25 protein-coding genes are annotated in these 23,509 nt (G+C 32.5%); 24 read left to right on the forward strand and 1 reads right to left on the reverse strand.

The genetic code is table 11. The annotated features are described in order from the left end of the window. Nucleotides 1–22: 22 nt before the first annotated feature. From AC1Q7L_RS20410 to AC1Q7L_RS20420, 3 genes are all read left to right on the forward strand, one after another. Complete coding sequence (locus tag AC1Q7L_RS20410; protein ID WP_492307500.1) at nucleotides 23–1,609, forward strand: helix-turn-helix domain-containing protein; 1,587 nt, start codon at nucleotides 23–25, stop codon at nucleotides 1,607–1,609. Beyond that, complete coding sequence (locus tag AC1Q7L_RS20415) at nucleotides 1,609–2,739, forward strand: tetratricopeptide repeat protein (protein WP_492307499.1); 1,131 nt, start codon at nucleotides 1,609–1,611, stop codon at nucleotides 2,737–2,739. Before AC1Q7L_RS20410 ends, AC1Q7L_RS20415 begins: the two co-directional genes overlap by 1 nt. Nucleotides 2,740–2,948: 209 nt before the next feature. Continuing rightward, entirely contained in the window at nucleotides 2,949–4,619 is a 1,671-nt protein-coding gene (locus AC1Q7L_RS20420; RefSeq protein ID WP_492307498.1) for a T9SS type A sorting domain-containing protein, read from the forward strand. A 70-nt stretch (nucleotides 4,620–4,689) separates the two neighbouring features. Here the strand turns inward: AC1Q7L_RS20420 and pafA are convergent, their stop codons facing one another. Next, nucleotides 4,690–6,336 carry an alkaline phosphatase PafA gene (gene pafA / locus AC1Q7L_RS20425; protein WP_492307497.1) on the reverse strand — a complete coding sequence of 549 codons (1,647 nt, stop codon included), beginning with the start codon at nucleotides 6,334–6,336 and terminating at the stop codon, nucleotides 4,690–4,692. A gap of 138 nt (nucleotides 6,337–6,474) precedes the next feature. Here pafA and AC1Q7L_RS20430 point away from each other — a divergent pair, with 138 nt between their 5' ends. The 21 genes from AC1Q7L_RS20430 to AC1Q7L_RS20530 all read left to right on the forward strand — a co-directional run bounded on the left by AC1Q7L_RS20430 (nucleotide 6,475) and on the right by AC1Q7L_RS20530 (nucleotide 23,477). Continuing rightward, on the forward strand, nucleotides 6,475–7,017 hold the full coding sequence (locus tag AC1Q7L_RS20430; RefSeq protein WP_492307496.1) for a GNAT family N-acetyltransferase: 543 nt from the start codon (nucleotides 6,475–6,477) through the stop codon (nucleotides 7,015–7,017). A gap of 91 nt (nucleotides 7,018–7,108) precedes the next feature. Further along, nucleotides 7,109–7,693, forward strand: a complete 585-nt coding sequence (locus AC1Q7L_RS20435) for a TetR/AcrR family transcriptional regulator (protein ID WP_492307495.1) — start codon at nucleotides 7,109–7,111, stop codon at nucleotides 7,691–7,693. Between the two features lie 74 nt (nucleotides 7,694–7,767). After that, nucleotides 7,768–8,505, forward strand: a complete 738-nt coding sequence (locus tag AC1Q7L_RS20440; protein ID WP_492307494.1) for an SDR family oxidoreductase — start codon at nucleotides 7,768–7,770, stop codon at nucleotides 8,503–8,505. Between the two features lie 235 nt (nucleotides 8,506–8,740). Continuing rightward, nucleotides 8,741–9,805, forward strand: a complete 1,065-nt coding sequence (locus AC1Q7L_RS20445) for a PIN domain-containing protein (RefSeq protein WP_492307493.1) — start codon at nucleotides 8,741–8,743, stop codon at nucleotides 9,803–9,805. Between the two features lie 99 nt (nucleotides 9,806–9,904). Continuing rightward, nucleotides 9,905–10,882 carry an SDR family oxidoreductase gene (locus tag AC1Q7L_RS20450; RefSeq protein ID WP_492307492.1) on the forward strand — a complete coding sequence of 326 codons (978 nt, stop codon included), beginning with the start codon at nucleotides 9,905–9,907 and terminating at the stop codon, nucleotides 10,880–10,882. 271 nt (nucleotides 10,883–11,153) lie between these two features. Next, nucleotides 11,154–11,951, forward strand: coding sequence for a helix-turn-helix transcriptional regulator (locus AC1Q7L_RS20455; protein WP_492307491.1), 798 nt, complete (start codon nucleotides 11,154–11,156; stop codon nucleotides 11,949–11,951). Nucleotides 11,952–12,042: 91 nt separating this feature from the next. Continuing rightward, nucleotides 12,043–12,285 (forward strand): hypothetical protein, encoded by a 243-nt coding sequence (locus AC1Q7L_RS20460; RefSeq protein WP_492307490.1) that lies wholly within the window; start codon nucleotides 12,043–12,045, stop codon nucleotides 12,283–12,285. A gap of 129 nt (nucleotides 12,286–12,414) precedes the next feature. Beyond that, nucleotides 12,415–13,314 carry an NmrA family NAD(P)-binding protein gene (locus AC1Q7L_RS20465; protein WP_492307489.1) on the forward strand — a complete coding sequence of 300 codons (900 nt, stop codon included), beginning with the start codon at nucleotides 12,415–12,417 and terminating at the stop codon, nucleotides 13,312–13,314. 302 nt (nucleotides 13,315–13,616) lie between these two features. Next, entirely contained in the window at nucleotides 13,617–14,537 is a 921-nt protein-coding gene (locus AC1Q7L_RS20470; RefSeq protein ID WP_492307488.1) for a helix-turn-helix domain-containing protein, read from the forward strand. Nucleotides 14,538–14,614: 77 nt separating this feature from the next. Beyond that, nucleotides 14,615–15,196 carry a TetR/AcrR family transcriptional regulator gene (locus tag AC1Q7L_RS20475; RefSeq protein WP_492307487.1) on the forward strand — a complete coding sequence of 194 codons (582 nt, stop codon included), beginning with the start codon at nucleotides 14,615–14,617 and terminating at the stop codon, nucleotides 15,194–15,196. A gap of 50 nt (nucleotides 15,197–15,246) precedes the next feature. Beyond that, on the forward strand, nucleotides 15,247–16,038 hold the full coding sequence (locus AC1Q7L_RS20480; protein WP_492307486.1) for an SDR family NAD(P)-dependent oxidoreductase: 792 nt from the start codon (nucleotides 15,247–15,249) through the stop codon (nucleotides 16,036–16,038). Nucleotides 16,039–16,161: 123 nt separating this feature from the next. Beyond that, nucleotides 16,162–16,761, forward strand: a complete 600-nt coding sequence (locus AC1Q7L_RS20485; protein WP_492307485.1) for a hypothetical protein — start codon at nucleotides 16,162–16,164, stop codon at nucleotides 16,759–16,761. 4 nt (nucleotides 16,762–16,765) lie between these two features. Then, nucleotides 16,766–17,014: a redox-active disulfide protein 2 gene (locus AC1Q7L_RS20490; RefSeq protein ID WP_492307484.1), complete on the forward strand. Its 249-nt coding sequence runs from the start codon at nucleotides 16,766–16,768 to the stop codon at nucleotides 17,012–17,014. 68 nt (nucleotides 17,015–17,082) lie between these two features. After that, the gene (locus AC1Q7L_RS20495; RefSeq protein WP_492307483.1) at nucleotides 17,083–19,785 is read left to right on the forward strand and encodes a WG repeat-containing protein; all 2,703 of its coding nucleotides are present in this window, start codon (nucleotides 17,083–17,085) and stop codon (nucleotides 19,783–19,785) included. 177 nt (nucleotides 19,786–19,962) lie between these two features. After that, the gene (locus tag AC1Q7L_RS20500; RefSeq protein ID WP_492307482.1) at nucleotides 19,963–20,331 is read left to right on the forward strand and encodes a hypothetical protein; all 369 of its coding nucleotides are present in this window, start codon (nucleotides 19,963–19,965) and stop codon (nucleotides 20,329–20,331) included. A 27-nt stretch (nucleotides 20,332–20,358) separates the two neighbouring features. Then, nucleotides 20,359–20,895: a hypothetical protein gene (locus AC1Q7L_RS20505; protein ID WP_492307481.1), complete on the forward strand. Its 537-nt coding sequence runs from the start codon at nucleotides 20,359–20,361 to the stop codon at nucleotides 20,893–20,895. Between the two features lie 70 nt (nucleotides 20,896–20,965). Next, on the forward strand, nucleotides 20,966–21,334 hold the full coding sequence (locus AC1Q7L_RS20510; protein WP_492307480.1) for a hypothetical protein: 369 nt from the start codon (nucleotides 20,966–20,968) through the stop codon (nucleotides 21,332–21,334). Nucleotides 21,335–21,537: 203 nt separating this feature from the next. Next, nucleotides 21,538–21,864 (forward strand): hypothetical protein, encoded by a 327-nt coding sequence (locus AC1Q7L_RS20515; RefSeq protein ID WP_492307479.1) that lies wholly within the window; start codon nucleotides 21,538–21,540, stop codon nucleotides 21,862–21,864. 264 nt (nucleotides 21,865–22,128) lie between these two features. Next, nucleotides 22,129–22,464 (forward strand): hypothetical protein, encoded by a 336-nt coding sequence (locus tag AC1Q7L_RS20520; RefSeq protein WP_492307478.1) that lies wholly within the window; start codon nucleotides 22,129–22,131, stop codon nucleotides 22,462–22,464. A gap of 2 nt (nucleotides 22,465–22,466) precedes the next feature. Continuing rightward, nucleotides 22,467–23,060, forward strand: a complete 594-nt coding sequence (locus tag AC1Q7L_RS20525; protein ID WP_492307477.1) for a hypothetical protein — start codon at nucleotides 22,467–22,469, stop codon at nucleotides 23,058–23,060. Between the two features lie 45 nt (nucleotides 23,061–23,105). Beyond that, nucleotides 23,106–23,477, forward strand: a complete 372-nt coding sequence (locus AC1Q7L_RS20530) for a Shedu anti-phage system protein SduA domain-containing protein (RefSeq protein ID WP_492307476.1) — start codon at nucleotides 23,106–23,108, stop codon at nucleotides 23,475–23,477. Nucleotides 23,478–23,509: the final 32 nt, after the last annotated feature.

Here is a 23,509-nt window from a genome sequence, read left to right on the forward strand (position 1 = left end):
AAACAACCCATTGATCAAAAAAATGCTGAAAAGTAATGCTCAGCTGTTGATTCTACTATTCTTTTCAGTTTTTGTAAACGGACAGTCGAGCCCGGATTTTAATATTTTAGCAGATAAGGCTTTTCAGAAATTATACCAAAATCCTGATGACTGCATCAGTTATTCACAAAGTCTTCTCATCAGCGATCAGAGCATTGAACACAAGATTGTATTGCAAAACATAATCTCCCAAGCATACGCTATGAAAGGAGATTACGTACAGTCTGTCAACATCTTAAGCCAAAAAGAAAACGGAGAAAAAGAAAGCTTTTCTTACTTTATGCAGATGTTTGGAGATTATAATCTCGCTGATCAGTATCAGAATTTAGATCTTTATAATCAGTCTCAAGAAATTATCTCTAACCTTCTGTCTGACAATAAATTATTCAACAAAAGTGAAAATCCAAAGATAAAAATAACGATTGCAAAATTATATCAACTTCAGGCTCTTAATTTCGGGATTAATAGAAATTATGTTTCAGCATTAGAAAATCTCGATAAAAGTGATCAGTTTATCAATGATAAAAATGAAGAAAACAAGATCATCGGAACTGAAAACAAAATCTTCCGTTCATCTTATTTAATGAGGCAAAATAAATTGGAAGATTCAAGAAAACTACTCGAAAAAACCATCTATTTCATTAATATTCAAGAAAATAACACTTTCCTCTACGCACTTGCTTATGAAAATTTGTCACGTTATTTCTTCCTCAAAGAAGACTATAATTCGTCAATTCAGAACTTAGAAAAAGGATTATTGAAAATTGAAAACATTCCTTATGACGGATTGAAAATTAAAATTTATGAATCTTTAGCTAAAAGTTATCTGGCGCTTCACAACGACGAAAAATATCATTATTACAATAAACTTTATATTGATCTGAAGACAAAATTAGATTCCAACACAAAAGAAGGAATCCGATATATTGTAAAACTGGTTGAAAATCATCAAAGTCAAAATCTTGAATTTCAGGAACAAAATGAATCAAAGAAATTCTGGACATTAACAACAGTTATCTCATTAATTATCATCAGCTTAATTTCCTATTTTTTAATTGCAACAAGAAGAAATAAGGATCTGAAAAAGCAACTCGATTTCTTTGAAAAACAGAAAAAATGGGAACAGACGGTTCATATAACTGTTCCAAAAACGGAAGAACCGATCATTATTGCTGATAAAATTATTGAAAAAGATTCCAATAAAATTTCCAAAGAAAAAGAAGATGAAATTCTACAAAAACTAGAAGATTGGGAACACACAGATCGATATTTAAACAAAAACATGTCACTTTCCATGCTTTCTGCACAAATGGGAGTTAATACCAAATATCTTTCTGAAGTCATTAATACTACGAAAGGAAAAAACTTTAACGGATACATTAACGAATTAAGAATCAATCACATTGCTCATTTATTAAAAACAGACTGCACTTATCTTAATTATAAAGTAAGTTATCTCGCAGAATTTTCGGGGTTCTCTTCTCACAGCGCGTTTACGACGGTTTTTAAATCTGTGACGGGAATGTCTCCCAATGTTTATATTCAGGAAATCAGCAAAAACAGAGCATAATGAAATTAGTTTTAAAAATACTTGTATTTACTTTTTTGATCTGTCAGGTTTCTGTTCATGGACAAAAAATTTCCGATGATTCTCTGATGAAAAAAGCTCGTCTGGAAATTTATGATAATCCGGAAAAAGCGATAAATATTGCTAAAAATCTCCTGAAAAAGGAAAAAGATATTAATAAATCTATTACTATTTATTTACTTCTTTCGACTGCAAATATTGCCAAAAGGAACTTTGACGAATCGCTTCAATATATTTTAAAAGCTAAAGAATTGTCTCAAAAAACAAATGATTCTAAAATGCAGATCAGCGTTTTGGTTTCTGTGGCAATACAATATCAACAGATGGAATTGTTCAGCAAAAGTCTTGAAACCCTTAATGAAGCTGATATTCTTCTTGAAAAACTACCCGATAGTGTTCCCGAAAAATTGGTTGAAACAGCCAGAAGTTATGCCATTCGCGGAATGATTTATAAAAGCCAGTCGAATTCTGAAATTGCGCTTGAAAAATTCCTGATTTCAATCAAAAATTTCGAAAAAGTAAAGGTTAAAAAAAACTCATTTGCTAATATGAGCGTTGTCTATTACAACATTGGATATTGCTATATCAATCTTAATCAGACAGAAAAAGCTAAGTCTGCTTTCTTGGAATCTATTAATTATGCTCAAAAAAGCAATGCCAAAAGCTTAGAGGCATTTGCATTAAAAGGTCTGGCCGAAATGCATAAACAAAAGCATGAAAACGAAACTGCTTTAAATCTTTTACTAAAAGCAGAAAATCTCTGTAAAAATACGGGCGATCTTGTTCTAAACGAAGGAATTTACAAGGAAATGTCTGAAAATTATCTCGCTACAGGAAGACCAGATTTGTATCAGACTTACAATAAAAAGTATTTTGAGATGCGCTTTAAAAGAGAGCAGAATGAGCTTACCTCAATCAATCATTCTATAGATAATCACAATAAAGAAACTGTAAAAAAAAGCAGTGAGATCAAAAATCATTACAAATACCTTACAATTTCAGTTGTTGTCTTCAGCATGATTCTGATAGCATTATTTTCATATTTAAGCATGAAAATAAGAAGACAAAATAGAAATTATCAGAAAGAAATCCAAAGACTTATTAAATCTTAACGCAAAACACACCTACAAAACCCATTCTATTATAATCAATAAATTGTGACTTAATTTAAATTATTACACTCAATAAAATGATTTAAATGCTTATTAAACATTTTTAAGTAAATGTTAATGCGAATTTAATTTGTATTACGTGTAAATAATTCTGATATTTGCAAAACACAAATTGTAAATATAAAATTCTAAAATAAAATTTACACACGATGAAAAACACAACTACCAATTGCTGCAAATGGTTATTTTTACTTATTTGCCTATGCTTTCTTTCCAACCCTATGAAAGCACAAACGTACACCAACACGTATAATGGAATTAATTACTCATCCACCAGACCCTACAATCTGAATGTCGTTTACTTTGTTCCGAATGACATCACCCTGGACACCACTTATAAATCCAGATTAAGTGCTCTTCTGCTTTGGGGACAAAATTTCTATAAACAGAATATGATCAGCAATGGCTACGGTTCTAAAACTTTCGGGCTTTTCACCGAAGTAGCAAATCCAAATAATATTAAGATCATACTTATTCAGGGAGCACATCCAAGTTCGGCATATCCCTATAATGATGCAAGCCAATTGACTGCTGAGGTTAACAGTTTCTTTGCAAACAACCCATCACAAAGAACAAGTGAACATACCCTTGTTATTACGGCTGCTGCAGATTTAGCTACAGCAAATGTTCCTTTTTATGGTACGGGAAAAACATGCTATGCTCTCGATTATCCACAATTCGACATACAATACCTAGGAACCTACACTTATACATTCACAGGCTGGTTTGGAGGAATGATGCATGAATTAGGGCACGGAATGAATCTACCTCATAGTCATGAAACAAATACCGAAACCAACAATCCGAATCAGGGAACAAACCTCATGTTTTATCATGGCACTTTGGGAGCTTCTCCTACTTTTGTAAACCGAGCAGGAGCTGCTATTCTTAACAATTCTCAAATATTTGCAGATACTCCAGGCGTACGTTATAATGGGCATTCCGCAAGATTTAAAAGCATTCACACATCCTTTAGTGGTGGAAATCTAAATGTATCAGGAACTTTCGAATCTAATAGAACTGTAAAAGATGTAAATATTTACCAAGATCCTTACGCAACTCCCAGTGCAGGTTATTATAGAACAGCATGGTCTGTAGCACCTGTTGGAAATACTTATTCTGTAAGTATGCCTGTAAGTGAACTTTCTACAGCCACCACCGGACCCTATAATTTACAAATAGAACTTGTACTGGAGAACGGAGAAGTAGAATTCATTTACCTACCTTTTTCTTATGCTAACGGAATTCCTGATATTAATGTAAATTTTGACGGTGTTTCTGCCTGCGTTGGAGGTTCATTACAATTCTCCACCACTACTACCGGAACATCATATAAATGGCAATATTTGTCTGGTGCAAGCTGGCATGATTATCCGGAGGCTACCGTACCAGGATATGCTACGTTTTCCGGCACTCAAACTCCAACGATGACAATATCTAATATTTCATCTAACTACATAGCAGATCCAAATACAATAAGAGTTGGCAGTACACAAGCTGACGGATCTATAAAATATTCTGGCGTACAAACCTGGAGAGCAACTAATTGTACACTGGCAACATCTGAAATAAAAGAAGATAAAGAACAAAGCGCTTATCCAAACCCTGTAAAAGATGAATTGACGATTAATTTAGGCTCGGTTAAGGACAATTATGATATAGAAATCATTAATAGTTTAGGTCAAATAGTTTATAAAACAACAACTTCCGATCAAACATTGAAGGTTCAATTATCCGATAAAACTTCCGGACTTTATATCGTCAATATAAAAGGCAGTAAAACAGGAAGTAATAAGTCTATTAAAATTATTAAAAAGTAATAACAACAATTTACCACACAAAAAAAACTCGCAGTAATTGCGAGTTTTTCTTTTATATTTAATCTAAAAATTATTTTCCGATAACCTCAGTAATCGGATTTCCGACATTTCCACTTGGGAACTGAATTTTTAATAATGAAGAAACCGTAGGCGCAATATCCGTCATAAAATACGGCTTATTACTTTCTCCATGCTGAATTCCCCAACCCATAAAAATTAATGGAATGTGTGCATCATAAGAATTCCAAACACTGTGTGTAGTTCCTGTTTTTGCATAAGGCGGAAGCATAGAATCATGAGAAATCAATTGAATATCTCCACTTCTCTGCCTGTTAATTCCGTTAATAATTCTTTGTTTGATAGGTTCCGGAATAGAAGACTGCGCAACTTTCGTTACAGAAACTGCATATAAAACGGTAGGATCTTTTTCTAATTCTTTAACCGTAAAATCTACAACGTCATCTAATTCGATCTTGTTATCTTTTAACAGTTTTCTATCAAAATAAACCTGATAATTATCAACAGCATTGATTAATTTATCAACTCCGAATTTAGCTTTCAATTTATCATTAATATCTTTTTCCATTCCTTCACCGAAGAAGCCTGTTGGAAGTTTATGCTCTTTCAAAAATCCTACAGAATGCGCTCCACCGTGGTCAGCAGAAAGAAAAACCGTATACTCCCCTTTTCCAACTTTTGAATCCAAATAACTGAAAAACTGAGCCAAATCTTGATCTAATCTTAAATAAACATCTTCAACCTCAATAGAATTAGGTCCGAATTTATGTCCTGCATAATCTGTCGAAGCTAAATTAATCGCTAAAAAGTCAGTAATCGCATCACTTCCTAATTTTTCACCTTCAACAGAAGCTTCAGCCAACTTTAAAGTAAGCGTATTTCCGAAAGGTGTATAACGAATGTTATCTTTTCTCTCCTGATAATCTTTCGCTAAATTACTGTAAGGGAAAGTCGGTGTTTTTGCGCTTCCCAAAAGCCCTTCCCAAGAAGAATTATCCGGCGAGCTTTCTGTGTATTGATTGATCGGAAGCAAAGTATTCCAACCATTTGCAACTAATTTTCCCGGTAAATCCTGCGCATTGAAATCTTTCATCCATTTCGGCAGATCATTCATATACCAAGTACTCGTGATGAAATCTCCTGTAGAATCATCAAACCAAAAAGCACCATTCGGAGTATGACCGGCAGGCAAAATCGAAGCACGGTCTTTTAAAGAAACGCCAATCACTTTTCCCTGAAAGTTGGTTGCTAATCTTAATTCGTCCGTCACCGTTGTAGACCAAAGATTTTTTGGAGAATGGCTTCCTACTTTAGCATTGGTAGTTCCGACAGGCTGAACGCTTTCATCTGTTGTACAATATACATTTTGACCTGTTTCTTTATCATTCCAGTCGTTTCCTGCAATCCCATGAATCGCCGGAACCGAACCCGTATAAATAGAAGTATGCCCCAAAGCTGTAACCGTAGGAACATAAGGAATATGAACATTATTTAATGAATACCCTGTACCCAATAATCTTTTGAAACCGTCGTTTCCAAACTTATTGTAAAAACGATACAAATAATCCCAACGCATTTGATCCACCACCAGACCAACAACTAATTTTGGTCTTTCTAATTGAGAATTTTTATTCTTCTGAGCATTAATTGTAATTACGGACAGAAAAGTAGCCGCCGCAATTGAAATTTTCCTAAGCATCTAGTAAATTTTTATTGGAAACAAATTTAAGGGTTTTGAAAGTTTTGGAATGTGAAATTATAATTAATTTTGAAGCCTAGATTTTATTTATATGTAATAAAAACAACTTGCTTATCAACTAAAATCCAATTTATTTTAATGATACAAATCAAAAAACTAGAAAAACTCACCTCCAACCCAACACTCAATTGGGGATTTAATGGTTATGAAACCGATAAAATCTTTGCTGTTTCAAGCATTGAAATTGGGAATACTTTTGAATTTAGTGTAAGAGAAAAACACCAATATTATAAGAAAAGATGGGAAACAACTTCTGATGACATTGATGAACTTAATACAGTTATTGAACAAGGACATTCTTTTGGTGCTTTTGAAAATGACGAATTGATCGGCTGGATTATCTGTGATTTCAGAGAATGGAACAACAGTCTTTTTATCGAAAATATGTTGGTCAGTGAAAAATTTCGCGGACAAAATATTGGAAGATTATTGATCAAAAATGTCAACCGAAAGGCAAAAGAATTGCAATGCAGAATTGTAGAACTGGAAACTCAAAATACCAATTATTCGGCAATAAAATTCTATAAAAAAGCGGGTTTTACAATTACAGGAATCAATACGAAATTGTATAATGACTCTACCGAAACAGCTTTATTTATGAGCTACGAAGTTCTTATCTAAACTTTATCGACAAAAACTATAAAAGATATTCAAAATTTTATTTTGTACTAATCGGTACAATTATATACCTTTGTCTCATCAAAATAAAGAAATGGCAGGCAGACCAAAAATATTCGACGAAAATCAGGCAATTGAAAAAGCGACTGAAGTTTTCAGAAACAAAGGCTACGATACAGCTTCTGCAGACGAATTATTGAATGCCATGGGAATCGGAAAAGGAAGTTTTTATCTGGCGTTCAAAGGTGGAAAACAGGAATTATATCTTCGCTCTATCAAACAGTTTTCAGATAGTTTTCATCAAAAATTATCTGAAGGAATTGCAAATTCTGACAACGAAATAGAATTCATCAAACAATTATTTTTAGGATTAGCCAACGGTTTCGATTGCGATAAAGAACGAGGATGTTATCTGGGAAATGCATTAGTCCAGCTTTCCGAAAAAGATGATGAAATAAAAAAAATATCAGCCGAAATTTTAAAAAATTTGCAACATCTTTTTGCTGAAGTGATCAATAAAGCACAGAAAAACGGACAAATAAAAAGCACAGAAGATCCTGAAATTTTAGCCTGGCATCTTACCAATCTCTGGAACGGAATTCATGTTACAAAACGCATGGAAAATTCAGCACAAATTCTTACATCAATCATTGAACTTAACTTAAAATTACTCGATTAAAAATTTTTTCTCATATTTTGTACCAATTAGTACAATATTTTAATTTAATATAACTTAAACAAAAACAAATTATTATGAACATTACAGACAACACAATTTTGATCACTGGCGGAGGTTCAGGAATCGGTTTAGAAATTGCAAAAGCATTAAGTCCGGCAAATAAAATTATCATCGTTGGCAGAAACAAAGAAAAATTAGAAGCTGCGGCGAAAGATTTAGAAAACGTATTCACTATTCAGGCAGATATTACGAATGAAAGTGATGTCAACAGATTATTCGAAGAAGTAAAAACAACTTTCGGAAGTTTGAATATTCTGATCAATAATGCAGGAAATGCCTACGTTTACAATATTGCGAATGATGGAAATGCACATGATAAAGCTGTGGCAGAATTTACAACCAATTATTTCGCGCCAATTAGACTGTCAGAAAAATTCCTTCCATTATTAAAAGAACAAACCGAAGCGGCAATCGTTAATGTTTCATCAATCGTAGGCTTTGTTCCAGGATCTCATCTTCCAACGTATTCAGATTCAAAAGCAGCACTTCACTCTCACACCAGATTGTTGAGATACGAATTGGCAAAAGATACCAACGTAAAAGTTTTTGAATTGATGCCACCTTTGGTTGCCACAGATTTCTCCGCAGAAATTGGAGGCAAAGAAAACGGAATTCCCGCTTCTGATGTTGCTAACGATCTTGTAAAAGCACTTCAGGAAAATATTTATGAAGTTCGTGTAGGAGATACAGATTTATTATACAATAATTTCTTTGCAGCTACAGAAGGGGCTTTCGCTACTTTTAATAATTAATAAAATGATACAGAAAACTCCTGTCGCTTAATTCGGCAAGTTTCAATATATAAATTTCATAGACTGAGCTGGCGTAATTTTTTTGCGCTGGCTTTTTTTTGTGAATTCATTAGAATTTCAATCACTTTTGAGCAAGAATTGATTCTATATATATTTTATCTTTCACGAGTTTTCTGTGGAGGAATTTTTTTACTTTAAAATAATTTATAAATTTAACTCCAACCAATTAATATACATGCCAAATCGCACTATTTTTTTAGACACAAGTATTTTTGAATCAGAAAATTATTTTGAAGGAAGAAATATCAATTTACTTTTACATCTATCGCAACAAAATCTAATCGATTTAAAAATTACTGATATTATTTATAGAGAAATTATTAATAGAATTACTGATCACGTAATAAAAGCTGCAAATCTGTTTAAAACACAAAAGCTAAGTTTTGAAAGTAATGCAAGGATATTAAGAAATATAAACATACTCGATGAACATTTTAAGAAAGTCGATTTCAAAAAGATCAAAAATAGTGCTGTTATAGAAATAATACAAAGGTTTGAAGATATAATTAAAAATAATTCTATAGAAATAATTGACACTAGTACCGCAAATTTAAAAGAAGTTACAGATGATTATTTTGCGATAAAACCTCCATTTAAGGAGGGCTCAAAAAAAACAGAATTCCCCGATGCGATAAGTATTAATGCAATAAAATTCTGGTGTATTCAAAATTCAAAAGATTGTTACTTTATCTCAAATGATAGGGATTTTGAATTTTATGATAATAAAAATATAAACTGTAAATATAATTTATCATCGTTACTTGAATTCCTTTATAAAGAAAATAGTGATATTCAATTTGAAGTAATTCATAAAATTTATGACAATGCAAAATCTCAAATAGAAGAATCAATAAACTCTCTGTTGTCAAGTGATTTAGAAGCTGTAGCCTATAATTATTTGCATGAGGATTATTGGATGGAAGACCTAGAGTTAAATTTTATAGAAATTGATAATTTAGAGATTGTAATGAGTTTAATAAACGAAATTGAAGAAACTAATTTCACTTTCCAATTGGGAGTTAATGTATCTTATACTGTTGATTCTGAATTTACAAATTTAAACCATGCAGTATATGATAAAGAAGATAGAATTTGGTATGGTGAAGAAAGAGTAACTGATGTAAAAAGGTTTAATTCAAATGTTCTTGTTTATCCACATTTTGAATATTATCCTAATAAAACAAATGGAAAATTTCTTGAAATAACAGATTATGAAATCCTTGATACTGAACAAATTTGATTTCTAACGCTTGACCTCCACAACAAACAAAACTTGAACTCCACAACAAAACCTTAACCCAAAATAAACCCCAACTTTGTATTGTAAAATTTAAACAAAATGGAAAACTTACAGACAAAGAAAATAGTTTTGGTAACAGGAGGTACAGGATTTTTGGGTGTTCATACCGTTCTGCAATTGCTTCAACAGGGATATGAAGTGAAGATAACTCTTCGTTCATTAGCAAAAAAAGACACTATTCTAAAAGCTTTGCAAGAAGGCGGAATTACAGATTTTTCAAACCTTTCATTTATTGAAGCAGACCTTACAAGCGACAACAATTGGGATGAAGCCGTAAAAGGTTGTGATTATGTCCTTCACGTGGCATCGCCCTTTCCTGCTCAGGATCCGAAAGATGAAAACGAACTCATCATTCCTGCAAGAGACGGAGCTTTGCGCGTTTTGAAGGCGTCGCATGATGCGGGAGTGAAAAGAGTGGTTTTGACCTCATCTTTTGCGGCGGTTGGTTACAGTAAGAATATTGCAGACCATATTTTCACGGAGGAAGACTGGACGGATGCCAATACAGAACTTCCGGCTTACATCAAATCAAAAACCGTTGCAGAAAAATCTGCTTGGGAATTTATCGAAAAAGAAGGCAATGGCTTGGAACTGACGGTCATTAATCCTGTCGGGATTTTCGGTCCTGTCATCGGTGGAATCACTTCTGCTTCGTTGGATATTGCAGTTTCAGGGATTTTAAACGGGACGATGAACCAGACTCCACCTTTCACGATGGGTGTCGTAGATGTGAGAGACGTTGCGGATATTCATATCAAAGCAATGCTTCATCCGAATGCTGCGGGAGAGCGTTTTATTGCTACTTCAGATGATGTAATGAGTTTTTATGACGTTGCCGAATTGTTCAAAAAAGAAAGACCGCAGTACTCTTCTGATATTCATAATTTAGAACCAATCGGCAAAGAATTCTACAAAGAAATGTCAAACAAAAAAGCAAAAACCATCCTAAACTGGAATCCAAGAAGCCGTGAAGAAGCTTTATTGGCAAGTGCAGACAGTTTGATGACAAATTCGTAAATTTGTAAGACAAGTCATTGTAAAACCAACAGTTAAACTTTGACAAATATAAACGACATAGGAAGCTGAAGCGTTAAGAAAATTTAAACTTAATCCGTTAAAAAATTCCCACTGTTCGAAGCGCGACACAAATATTGAATTGAAAAACCAATATTGAATTCGCGCAAGTTTTGGGGATTTTAGGATTAATTTTAAATTTTTAGTGTAAGTTTCCAAGTCTTGAATTTTTGTTTCTTTTGCTTCAAGGCAAAAGAAATTAATTATAAAAAAAATGAAATTCAACAACATACAATCCTGTCATTTAGGCCCCGAAATTTCTCCGGAACAATTTATTCCTGAGCATTTCTTTTTGTTTTTGCTGAAAGGTTCGATGGTTTCGTACGATGGTTACAGGCATTACAACATGAAACCGGGTGATTATTGTATTGCGCGGAAAAATCATTTGGTTCGTTATACAAAATATAAGGAAGACGGGGAATTTGAAAAGGTAATCATTGCTTTTGATGAAAAATTTTTAAAGAAATTTCTGGAACGCCATCCTTATCAAACCGAACCCACGGACAATAACGATTCTTTTTTGTTCATTAATGAAGATAAGCTAATCAGCAATTTCATCCAATCTTTGGAGCCTTATTACAACGGAACCGAGCAATTGGATGATACTTTTGTGGATATAAAACGTGAAGAATTGTTGATGATTTTATTAAAGAACAATCCTAATCTGAAAGATATTTTCTTCAACTTTAATGTTCCTCATAAAATTGATTTGGAACTATTTATGAATCATAATTATAAATTCAACATCAGTTTGGTACGTTTTGCTTTTATGACGGGACGAAGTTTATCGACTTTTAAAAGAGAATTTAAAGCAATTTTCAACACCACACCCGGAAAATGGCTGATGAATAAACGCCTTCAGGAAGCCTATTTCCTTTTGGATAAAGAGCACAAAAAACCGACAGATATTTATGTTGATCTCGGTTTTGAAGACCTCTCCCATTTTTCTTTTACGTTTAAAAAATTGTATGGAATTTCACCTTCGGAACTCAATAAAAAAACAGTTCTCTAATAATCTTTAACATTTTAACTATTAAATCACATTAAAGTGTATTAAATAATTTACTATCTTAGTAATCAACAAACTAAAAATAGTAATCAATATGAAAAATCTAAAGAAATTAACGAGACAAGATTTAATATTAATTAGTGGTGGCGATACATCATATGCATTTTGTGATGAAAGTGGCTATTGTCCTCCAACATTTCCAAGTAATTATTCAACATACTGCAGCAATGGTATTTGTTATAAATCAAATCCTGGAGGTGGTGGTTCCGGCGGCGGATGTCATGAACCTATAAGATTCTGCCAAGAATGGGAAACCGGATGTGGGTGTGTTTATTAGATAAGTATTTTGTTAGATATTTTGAGGGCGGTTTTTACCGCTCTTTTTTTGACTACACAAAAAGTAGATTCGGCTACATCTGCCCATCATAAATTACGGAATTTTGTTTCAACAAAAAAACAAGTTAAAATGAAAATTATCGTAACAGGCTCTTTAGGAAATATCAGCAAGCCACTGACAAAAGAATTAGTAAGCAAAGGACATCACGTTACCGTTATCAGCACCAGCTCAGAAAGGCAATCAGAAATTGAAGCATTGGGTGCTAAAGCTGCAATCGGTTCTATGGAAGATGTGGATTTTTTAAGCAAAACATTTACAGGTGCAGATGTAGTGTATGCCATGGAAGCATTAAATGCAGGCGTTTTCTTTGATCACAACATCGATTTTATTGAAGCTAATACTCAGATCGGGAAAAATTACAAAGAAGCTTTTGAAAAATCGGCAGTGAAAAACATTGTTCACCTTAGCAGCATCGGTGCTCACCTTCCAAGCGGAAACGGAATTCTTGCCTTTCATTACAATGTAGAACAGATTTTGAATGAACTTCCAGAAGATGTTTCCATTAAATTTATGCGTCCGGTTGGCTTTTATTACAATATGTATTCTTTTATTCCAACCATTAAATCACAAAACTTAATTATTCAAAATTATGGTGGAGATGAAAAAGAACCCTGGGTTTCGCCTTTAGATATTGCAAACGTCATCGCAGAAGAAATTGAAAAACCATTCGATGGAAGAGAAGTTCGCTACATTGCGAGTGAAGAAATTTCACCAAATGATATTGCAAAAACTTTAGGTGAGGCCATCGGAAATCCTGAACTGAAATGGTTAACTGTTGCTGACGAAGATTTATTGAACGGAATGATCAATGCCGGAATGAATCCAAAAACGGCTAAAGGTTTCGTAGAAATGAATACTGCCAGAGGAAACGGAGTTTTATATGAAGATTATTACAAAAATAGACCGGTTTTAGGAAATGTGAAAGTAAAGGATTTTGCTGAAGATTTTGCTAAAGCATACTTCAAATAAAATTTTCTTTTGTCTTGAAACAAAAGAAACAAAAATTCAAGACTTGGAAACTTCCGCTAAAAATGAATTCTGTTCTCTAAAAATTCTAAAACTTGCGCGAATTTATTATTTGTTCTTCGATTCAACATTTGTCTCGCGCTTCAAACAGTAGAATTTTCTTAACGTTCACAGAATTAATTTTCTTAACGCTCCATTTTCCTATGTCGGATTACCAGAGTTTAATTGTAGAACAAGGTTTCAAAATATCGTTTAGATTGAAAAAATTATTTTCATTAATCTAATACAAAACCTAAATTTATAAAATGAAACAGCCCATCAGACTCAAAACCATCAGTGAATTTCATCAATTTCGTGGACTTCCGAAACCTGAGCATCCGCTGATCAGTGTTATAGATTACAGCACGATCAGCCATGATCCTGATATTAAAGAACTGAGCTGGATTTTAGATTTTTATTCGATTTCTATTAAAAGAACTTCTAATGCGAAAATAAAATACGGTCAGCAGGAATATGATTTTGATGAAGGGGTAATGTTTTTCATGGCTCCGGGACAGGTTTTCGGTGTCACTCTTGATCCTGACACAAGTTTACAGGCAAAACATACGGGATGGATCTTACTCATTCATCCCGATTTTTTCTGGAATACTTCTTTAGCCAAAACTATCAAACAATATGAATATTTTGACTATTCTGTGAAAGAAGCTTTATTTCTTTCTGAAAAGGAAGAAGATGTGGTTAAAAATGTTGTTCAGAATATTCAAAGCGAATATCATTCAAATATTGATCAGTTCAGTCAGAATATTATTATTTCACAGATTGAAACATTGTTGAATTATGCTGAACGCTTTTATCAAAGACAATTTATTACACGAAAAATATCTAATCATAAAGTTCTTGATTCGTTAGAAAAATTATTATCCGATTATTTTAATAATGAAGATTTGATCACAAAAGGGCTTCCGTCAGTACAATTTGTCGCCGATCAATTGAATGTTTCGGCAAGTTATCTAACCGGATTATTGAAAGTCTTAACCGGGCAAAGTACTCAACAGCATATTCACGAAAAATTGATTGAAAAAGCAAAGGAAAAACTGTCCACCACTCAATTGTCTGTGAGCGAAATTGCATATGAATTAGGTTTTGAACATCCTCAGTCTTTCAGTAAATTGTTTAAGAATAAAACGAATGTCTCGCCGTTAGAGTTTAGACAATCATTCAATTAAAATCACATTTTTAGGTTAAAATTTAATTCAGATAAAATATTTTTGTTATTTTTGTATCAATCATTACAAAAATAAAAATGAGAGGAAGACCAAATATTCATGATAACTTGGAACTGATTCAAAAAGCACAGGAAATTTTCTGGAAAAAAGGCTATACTGCGACCTCTTTGAATGATTTATTAACCATCACTGGGGCAGGAAGCGGAAGTTTTTACAATACTTTTAAAGGTGGAAAAAAACAGGTTTTTAAAGAATCAATCAATCAAAGAAGAATGGCTTTTGCTGATTTTAAAAATGAACTCGAGAAAAGCGTATCACCGATTGATCTGATCAAAAACTTCTTCAAAAGTATTGCAGAAGAAAATGAAACCTCTCATTTAAAGGGTTGCATTATCGCAAATACAATTGTAGAAATGACTTTCATTGATGAAGATTTGGAAAAAGAGGCTGTACAAATCCTCAAAGATGTTGAAAAAATGTATACTGAAATTATTCGAAAAGCTCAGCAAAAAGGTGAAATAAAAAACCAGACTGAAGCTTCAATTTTAGGAAAATACCTAATCACTTTTTGGTGCGGTCTGAATACTTTAAGACGAATGTATCCCGATAAAAAGATCCTCTCTCAACAAATAGAAATGCAATTGGCTGTTCTCAGCTAATTTTTTTATTAATTTTTGTATCGATCATTACAAAATAAAATTTAATCAAAATGAATTTAGAATTAACCTCAAAAAAAGCTTTTATCAGCGGTTCTACGCAGGGAATTGGCTTTGCAGTTGCTCAACAATTATTAGAAGAAGGCGCGGAAGTCATCATAAATGGAAGACAAAAAGAGAAAACAGAAAAAGCCGTTCTACAATTACAGCAACAATTTCCAGAAGCTAAAATTTCAGGAATCGCAGCCGATTTTTCAAACAATGAAGACGTAAATAATTTACTTGAAAAATTAAATGATATTGATATTTTAATCAATAATGTCGGAATATTTGAATTAAAAGATTTTGTAGCAATTTCAGATGAAGATTGGTATCGCATTTTTGAAATTAATGTCATGAGCTCTGTAAAATTATCCAGACATTTAATGCCTAAAATGCTGGATAAAAACTGGGGAAGAATTATTTTCATCAGCAGTGAATCCGGTGTAAATATTCCAGGAAATATGATTCATTACGGAATGACAAAAGCTGCAATGATGGCAGTAAGCAACGGTTTATCAAAACTTACAAAAGGAACTGAGGTTACTATAAATACCATTCTTGGAGGCCCAACTTATTCTGATGGTGTCGCAGAAACTGTTGAACATTTCGCAAAAATTCAAAATATAAGCATTCAGCAAATGAAAACTGCCATTGTCCAGCAAACCAATCCTGATTTTTTATTACAGAGATTTATTGAGCCTAAGGAAATTGCAAATCTTGTCACTTACCTTTCCAGTCCATTATCTATAGCAACGAATGGTGCCAGCTTGAGAGCAGATGGCGGGACTTTGAAGACATTATAAAGTACTCCAATAAAATTTATATCTTCTTTAAATTAATGGAAGATATATTAAAAACACATCTTTCCGATGTGTTTTTTTGTAATTGAACAAAACAGTTTAAGATAAAAATAATATCTTAGACCAATGAAATATTTAGAAAAAATTCAAGGATTATTACCTTTAGGTTATTTATATCTAATTGTTCTTGGACTTTTAAAGGAAAGTATTCTTTTTTATCAGTTAGAAATAAATATTTTGAAATATTCCTCTATAACGGACATTCTGATCAGTCCGATTGCTGATATGGCTTCAAGTCCTATTTTGATCATTGTAATAATTTCTGTTGTACTCTTATTCTTTCTATTTCAGGTAATACTGGTGAAAAACAGTGATAAAAACTGGAGTAAAAAGCTATTAGGAAGCTATAAAATTAATCATGAAGGTGATAAAAAAACGCTTCAAAAATCGATGATTCCGGTATTTGCCATACTTGTAGGTATTGAACTTCTCGCTTTGTTTGTAGGATTGGGATTGGGTGAAGGCCGAATTATTAAAAAGAGAATTGATACTCAAGATTTAAAATACAATTACAAGATCGTTTCCGAATCCGGTGGTGAACCGACTGACATTTACATGATCGATATCAACAGTTCTTACTATTTTTATGTCGAAAAAGGAGACAAAAACATTAAGATCGCACCTGTTGGAAAAATTAATACCCTTGAAGTCATTAAGAAAAAATAAAACCATGAAAGAAACTAAACCAATAACCGAATACTCTGATGAAGAAATCATCAGCAATGAAAAGAAGATAAAAATTTTAACCATTATGTTGATGGTTGCCCTTATTCTTTTATTTTTAAGTACGATGTTTTTAACATTCAAAAAAGGATTCAGTGCTTTAACAGTGGTTCCGATCGCCTTACTTCCTATTCTGATCATGAATATCAACAACTGGAACAAATTAAAGAAAGAAAAAGCGGATAGAAATTTATAGATAAAAACAAAAATTTATTGTGAAAATTTAATTTTTGTACTTTCGTTTCTAAGAAAAAATATATTGTGGTGAAAAAAAATCTGTTTTTAATAATTATATTCTTACATCAGTTTTTGTTTGCTCAAAATATTGATTCGCTGAAAAAACAATCACTCCAATATTATGAAATCGGCGATATCCGAAATGCTTTATGCGTTTTGGAAAGCTATCCTGATGACGAAAAAACAAAAAGTGACATCTGGCAATATAAAATGCATCTGAAAAGCATTCTTGCCTATGATTTTACTCAAAAAGCCATTCTCAATCTTGATCACTGCATTGAAACAGTCACCTTCGAAAAAGGGATAATTTTCACGATGGGAATTTACAGTGCTAATGAAAAACGGTATATCATCCCTCCTATTTATGACAAAGTTGGTGCTTTAAGCCTCAAAAAAGACCTTATTCTTTTAAGAAAAAACGGAAAATCAGGGATTGCAGATATCAATGGCAAAATTCTTCTTCCTTTAGAATACCACAACATCGGACAGCATATGAGAGATTTCATTGGTGTTATAGGCTTGGATTTCAGGCACAGTCTTTATGATGTTGATCTTAATTTGTTGCTTAAAGACTATTTTGAATTCGTAGATCTCGATCACTCCGACGACTATTTTTTAGCTTATAAAACCAAAAGTGATGTTCGTCTTATTGAGAAAAAAACGATGAAAGTCCTTGCTCAGGGCAGTTCAATCGATGCAACTTTGCTCAGTAATTTTGAACCGGGTCTTCAGGAACTATTTTTCAATAGAAGAGCATTGAAAAAATCGAATATTCAACTCATAAAAGTTAAAAATAATTCATCCGTAAAACTTTATGCGCTGTCTAATGAATCGGGTTTACAATATATTAATGAATTTGAAGAAGTTTATTTCGAAAACGGAAACATTGATAAAATCATCAATAATTATGAATCTGCCAAAAAACCTTTAAGCGAATACAAAGAATCAAAGCATTATATCCCTTTTAAAAGAAACGGAAAGATTGGCATTTATTGTGTTGATGACAACAGCGTTTATAAAGAACCGATCTTAGAAAACATTGATGAATTCGGGAACGGAATGGTGAATGGAAAAAAAACGAATATCCTGTTTGATTATCCTGTTTCCCTTTTTAACTATGGTTCTTCAATTGTTCGAAATAATACTTTGATGTTCGAAAAAGACGGCAAAATGGGTTTAATGAATTACAAAGCCCAGCCCATTCTCGATGCCGAATATGATGAATTTTACAATTGGGATGGAAGAGATGTTTCAGACAAAAGAAATCTGCTGTTTCTTCGAAAAGGCTATTTGTGGGGATTCCTCAACCTTAATGCAGGCCTTATACAACGGGCTGTTTACGATTTCATTCCTATGGGCGAGCATGAGGAAGATGTCTATTATACCTATAAAGACCGACAACATTTTAAAAGAAATGTTTTTGCAGCAGATTCTATGGAAGTGTATAAGCAAGCGGAAAACTTCATTCAGGATAACAGAAAGAATTTTTATCAAGCCAACGATACAGAAAATAAGGCTGAAGTTAAAAAAAAGAAGAAAACCGTCACAAGTTTTTTCAAAGATCTTGATATTAACATCATTGAATATGGAAAAACAGGAAGATCAACTTACGCTCTAAAAAAATCACCCGCATATCCTTTGGAACTCTACAAATTCGTAAAAACAGACGATAAATATGCACTAAAGGTAAGTTATGAATCGAATGGAAAGGAAGATATTAAAGCTTCTTATCCTCCACTTTTCGACTCTATAAAATATCTTAAAGGAAATTATTTTCAGGCTACTTTAAATGGAAAAATGGGTTTGGTTGATGAGTATTACCAATGCATTTTGAATTATGAATATGAAGATATTAAATCTTACTATTTTCAGTTTATGGATGATCCTATTTTCAGGGTAAAAAAGGACGGTAAGTATGGTTTAATGAATAAGAATTTCAACTATATTCTGCCTCCGGAGTATGAGGATATACAGGTTTATGAAAATCAAACTTTAAGTGTAACACAGAATGGAAAGAATTATTATCTGTTGATTCAGAGTTTTACTACTCCCAATTTGTTTAATATGTTTGAGCATTCGGAAAGAAAATATGCCCTCAAACAATATCATCCAAAACTCGGTATTACGACTTTCAGTTACATAGAAAATGGTAAAACAGGACTGGTAGATTATAATGAAAAAGAACTACTTGCTCCAGTGTATGAAGATGCCCTTTTTGTGACCACAGCCAATGATAAACACTACTCTATCGTAAAAAATAAGAATCAGTATTATTTTTCTGATCAGGCCGGAAAAATTCTTGTATCTGAACCCGTTTCGATTGATAAACGATTCTTGTATCCTGAATCATTCAATGTATATTATCCGTCAGGAATTTTTGAAAAGGCTGTTGTTTTAAAATCTGCCAAAACACAGAAGATGGGATTGTATGATTTTGAACTTGGTAAAATGATCATTCCTTTCAAATATGATAATCTGGAAAAAACCAATTCACGTTCTTATAAAAATGATTTCGCAGAGACTATTATTTATGATAAAAATGATAGTGAAAAGAGAAACTATATTATTACTGTTGTAGATATCCGTTCCGGAAAAACTATTTTCGGACCAGAGAAAAGTTATTTTCATTTTTCTAATGATATTTATTTCAATGGAGGCGGAATCATCTATACGATTGACGGTAAGATCGTTGCAGGGCAGAGTGACCCTGGCGTCAAGGAATATTATTAATTATCTTTTTATTTAAATTTCATAATAAAAATAAGTCATTTTTAATTTTTCATTAATAATATAATATCAATTTGATTTTAATAGTTATAAATTAAATAACAACATTTTTTATCACTAATAGTTGATATAATTAATATTTTAGTTACTTTTATACGACCTAAAATATTAATAATCATTATGAAAAAAACATTCTTGCTTGCTATTGCATGCTTCTTTGTCATGACATCATGCAACAACGAAAGCATCCCGGCTGTTGCTCAGGAGAACCAAACAGCAGAAGCTGTTCAGAATTTTAAACGAGCTGTCATTACTTTTAACAACGCCAAAGATCTTCCAATGTTTGCAGAAAGGCGAGATAAAAAATCTCCATTTCCTGAAATGAGTGAACAAAGAAAAGATATTCTGGTTCCTGCCGCGAAACATCTTATAAAGTCAACAGGGATAAAAGATGAACAAATTGAAAAAGCAACCGACGGTGACAAAGCAAAGATCATTGCATGGGCGATGGAAGTTTTCCAGAACAACTATTCAAATTCTTCTTTATAATCTTTAAAGCTTTAACAATAAATCAATATGAAAAATATCTCATTATTCCTTTTATTATTAATCGGAACTTTCGCATACGCTCAAATAGGAACCATGACTATTTATAATTTTTCTTCACAACCAGTTAAATACAGACTTGTAGGTACAAACGACAACAGCTATCCTATAGACTGTCAGCCAATTGTTGAAGGATTATCTGCATCAGCACTAGCTCCGGCAAGTACAGTTATCTATTCACAATATAACTCAAGTCACATGCCCGTACCTCCTACAGCTCCACCTATTAACCAATGGGCAGTGATTTCTGATGCCATAGGAATTCCCGGTCAGACTTACAATGTATCAGGAGGAACTACTATTCCGTCAGTAATCACATCTATTACATCTTGGCAGTCTATTGACCTGCAGTTCGGTAATGGAGAACATATATATCTTGGAAGAGATTGTGGATATGTTAGTAGTAATAACGGAGCTTTCAGTGGCAGTACTCCAAGCAATATTAATGCAACATGGAACTATGTAGGTCCTTCTACCAGTGGGAATGTTGTAATTTTCATTAATTAAAATACCTATTCATATTTCACGATAATAAAATTAGATTCTATATTATCACAAACCTAAATTACTAATTACTATGAAAAAAACATTTTTGCTGGCTGCAGCATGCTTTATTGTCATGAGCTCATGCAGTAACGAAAACATGCAGACCGTTGCTCAGGAGAACCAGACTGAAGAAGCGGTTAATAATTTCAAACGTGCGATCATTACCGTAAACAATTCTAAAGATCTTCCGGTAACTGATGAGAAACTCAACGCTGAATATCAATCTTTTCAGATGAGTGAGCAGAGAAAAGACCTTCTAATGCCTGCTGCAAAGCATCTCATTAAATCTACAGGAATAAAGGATGAACAAATTGAAAGAACAACTAACGGAGATAAAACAAAGATCATTTCATGGGCGATGGAAATTTTCCAGGATAATTACAAAAAATCTTCTTTATAACCTTTATGTTTAAACAAATCAATATGAAAAAAATCTCATTATTCCTTTTACTCTTAATAGGAACTCTAGCATACGCCCAGACAGGCACAATGACCATTTATAATTTCTCCACTTCTACTGTTAGTTACAGGCTGGTAGGTTCACAGCTCAATGCTTTTCTAATTGACTGTCAACCGGTCGTTACAGGTTATGCTGCAACGTCATTGGCTCCTTCAAGCACCGTGACTTATCCATCGTATAATACGAGTCATCTGCAAAGTCCTGCTATTAATGAATGGAATGTAATTTCGGAAGAAATAGGTATCCCAAGCCAAACTTACAATGTGGCCGGAGGAGCAACCATCAACCCACCTATAACTACTCTAACAGCCTGGCACACTATTGACCTGAATTTTCCCAACGGCGGATATATCAATCTCGGCATACATTGTGGAGGTGGCGGCACCGGAATATTCAGTGGATCAACCACAGGCAATATCACAGCAACATGGAACATGTTAGGAAACAACGTTGTCGTATTTATTAACTAAGATAGATTTTTCAAAACTAATATCAAGGCAGATTCATTTTTTGAGTCTGTCTTTTTTTATGGAAATATTGATTTCTATATTGAAGTCCCTTCAGCTAGTTTTATAAGGCGATTTACCCCGTTGGATAGAATGTGTTTTGAGGTGAGAAAGAGGTATAAATAATTGATTATTTAGTTTTTACGGGTTTCCGTAATTATAGATTGAGAATTATTTCTATATTTAACAAAACTAAAAATTAATCAAATAACCATTAAAACTAATTTTATGAACAATTTAGATAAGCTAATTAAAGCCATTCGAGAAAAAAAAATTATAGAATTTGAATATAATAAACCTAACAAAGCCATTGGCTTAAGAATTGGGGATCCTTATGCAATTTTTATACTTACTAAAAATGATGGTGTACAAAGTACAAAAATTCATCTTGTACAAACTGGTGGAGTATCTGATTCTGAGCCTAAAAACCCTTTTCCTGCCTTTAGAATGTTTAACATTGAAGATTTATCAAATATAAATATTACTGAAAATACTTTTCTTGAAATACATGAAAACTATAATCCAGAATGGGAAGGTTATAAAGACGTTATTGAAAAGATTTAGCTATGAGTACTCCATTTCATTTAGAAATTTTTAAAAATGAAAATAACAGACTATTCATTAATTATTCGGGAATTAAGAATGGTATTGCTAATGAAGACTTAAAATTCAACATTTATGCTACTAATAATTCTGGAATTCCGATTTTTACAGAACAGTTATCTCTTGCAGAAATAAGAGAGTTATATAATCATCTTAATGCTATTTCAGTGATTAAGGAAGGCACAAAAACTTCTGCGAAATTTATAGAGACTACCGATGAAATAAATTTATTAGTCCAAAAGTTAGAAGTGACTGATTTAGAAACAATATCAATATTTTTAAGAAAATTTAGTTCGAATGACAAAATAAAAGGTTTATTAAATTCACTTGATAAAATTGAGATTGAAAATCTGTATGGTGCTTTTCATCATAAATATATGGTAGAAGAAGTAAACCATCTTGAAAAACTCATTGAATTAGAAATAAATGGGAATATAACAATCGATATTGATAATGAGCCATGTTTACTAAAATATAAGGCAGGACAAGCAGAAAAAATATTTCAAAATTGGATAGAAAACAATTTATGGATTTTTGGCATTGAATATATAAAGTAACATGAGGCGAGAAAAATAGCTTTATTTTCAGAAGGGGACTTACTCATGGAATCAGTAGATGGATTTTTAGATCTAATTGAACTTAAAAGACCCAAACATATTATTTTAAAATATGACAATAGTCATAACTGCCATTACCCACATAATGATTTATCAATAGTTCTAGGACAGTCTTTATTCTATCTCCAAAAGCTATCTGAATACAAATTGAATTTAGAAAATGAATACAATACAAAAGTTCTAATGCCAAGAATTAAAATTATTATTGGAATTACTGATACTTTTGATAAAGATCAATTACATTGTTTAAGAATGGTTAATTCAGGTTTAAATTCAATACAAATAATAAGTTATAGCGATTTAGTAAAATTTGGAAAGTTATTAATTTCAGTATATGAAAAATATAATAATTATTAATTAAAAAACAGATCAATAAAAAAACCGCATCT

Source organism: Chryseobacterium sp. GW823-FHT05E08 (assembly GCF_058795655.1).